The 1,222-nt window shown below is 67.3% G+C and carries 1 protein-coding gene and 1 pseudogene; both read right to left on the bottom strand.

The genetic code is table 11. The annotated features are described in order from the left end of the window. Nucleotides 1–210 (bottom strand): annotated as a pseudogene (locus AOK23_RS32185) (endonuclease/exonuclease/phosphatase family protein); the annotation flags it as partial. Beyond that, the gene (locus AOK23_RS32180; protein WP_055716086.1) at nucleotides 207–1,145 is read right to left on the bottom strand and encodes an endonuclease/exonuclease/phosphatase family protein; all 939 of its coding nucleotides are present in this window, start codon (nucleotides 1,143–1,145) and stop codon (nucleotides 207–209) included. The gene AOK23_RS32180 and the pseudogene AOK23_RS32185, both read right to left, overlap by 4 nt. Nucleotides 1,146–1,222: the final 77 nt, after the last annotated feature.

Genomic DNA, 1,222 nt, shown 5'->3' with positions numbered 1-1,222 from the left:
GTCTCGGCCCAGCCAGCCGCGCAGGCCGAGAATGCCCTCCAGCTCGTACAGGATCGCGTTGCCGTCGGCGTCCGCACCCCACATTTCCTGACGGAATACGAGGTGAGGGTTCAGGGACACCAGCCTCTCGTGCGCCTGGAGACGCTTCGCTGAGTCACCGCCGCCGTTGTTCTCGAAGTTCCATGAGACCACTGTGAGTTGAGTGCTCATGCTGCGACCGCCCCCTTGCCGGGCGCGCGGTCCAGGGCGCGACGCAGCTTGGAGCGGCTGAACGTGGCGAGAAGGGGCGCATGGTCGGAGACTTCGATCACCTCGTCGGTGACGATGACCTCCACCCGGGTCAGGGCCTCGGCAACCCGCGGTGTCGCATAGATGCGGTCGATTCGCCGCCTCGGCCCCTGGTCCTTGCGCCACAGGGGGGCTGTCGCGGGCAGGGCGTCCTGCTGACCGAGTTCGGTCGCGGCGTAGTGCGCCAGGTCCACGAAGACGGGCGGCTGCCCGTCGTACTCGCCGGCGAGGATCTCATCGGGCACGGTATCGGTGACGCGCCTGCCGTCTACCTCGATCGTCCGGGCCTCGAACAGCGCCCGGTCCTCGACCTGGCTCCAGTCCGTGGGTTCCGCCGTCTCGTCGTCCTGTCGGTGCGGTTCGCTGTTGCAGTCGCCGCCGAAGATGGCTTCCATACCCGGCCGCCTCAGTACGGTCAGCCGCTTCGCTTCCCGGGCCCGCGTCGTCGGGTCCCAGGAGCACAGATGGATCGACGCGAGGCTCAGGGGCGTCGGTGCGTCCATGAGCTGCACCAGCGGATTGCACACGGGGTGCCACATGAGGGTGCGGTGATCGAAGAACTGGACCGGGTCGCAGAGATCTCGGTCGACGTAGACGCCGGTCGGGTTGGCGGACTCCCTGGTGGCGCTGGCGAGGAATGGGGTGTGGTTGCCGAGTCGTCGGGCTTCCGCCCAGACCATGCGCTGACCGTACATGTCTGCGCGCGTCAGCTCCTGCCGGAGCAGCACGTGCGGTCTGAGTCCCGTGAGGATGTCCATCGCCAGATGCCAGCGGTGGTCGGACCCGTCAGCGTCCGTGCCGTTGTGTTCGACGTTCCACGACACGACGGTGAACTCGTCGTTCGCAGCCTGATTCATCAGATCCCCTGAAGGTGCGGATTGGTCATGTGCACCGCCGTCTCTGGCTGGTGCCGGGTTCGGTGCCGCCCGACGGA

Origin of the sequence: Streptomyces torulosus (assembly GCF_001419765.1) — a bacterium.
In the GTDB taxonomy this organism is placed as follows: domain Bacteria; phylum Actinomycetota; class Actinomycetes; order Streptomycetales; family Streptomycetaceae; genus Streptomyces; species Streptomyces torulosus.
Note: the sequence above shows the minus strand (reverse complement) of the source record. Positions and strands in the feature narration are given on the sequence as shown.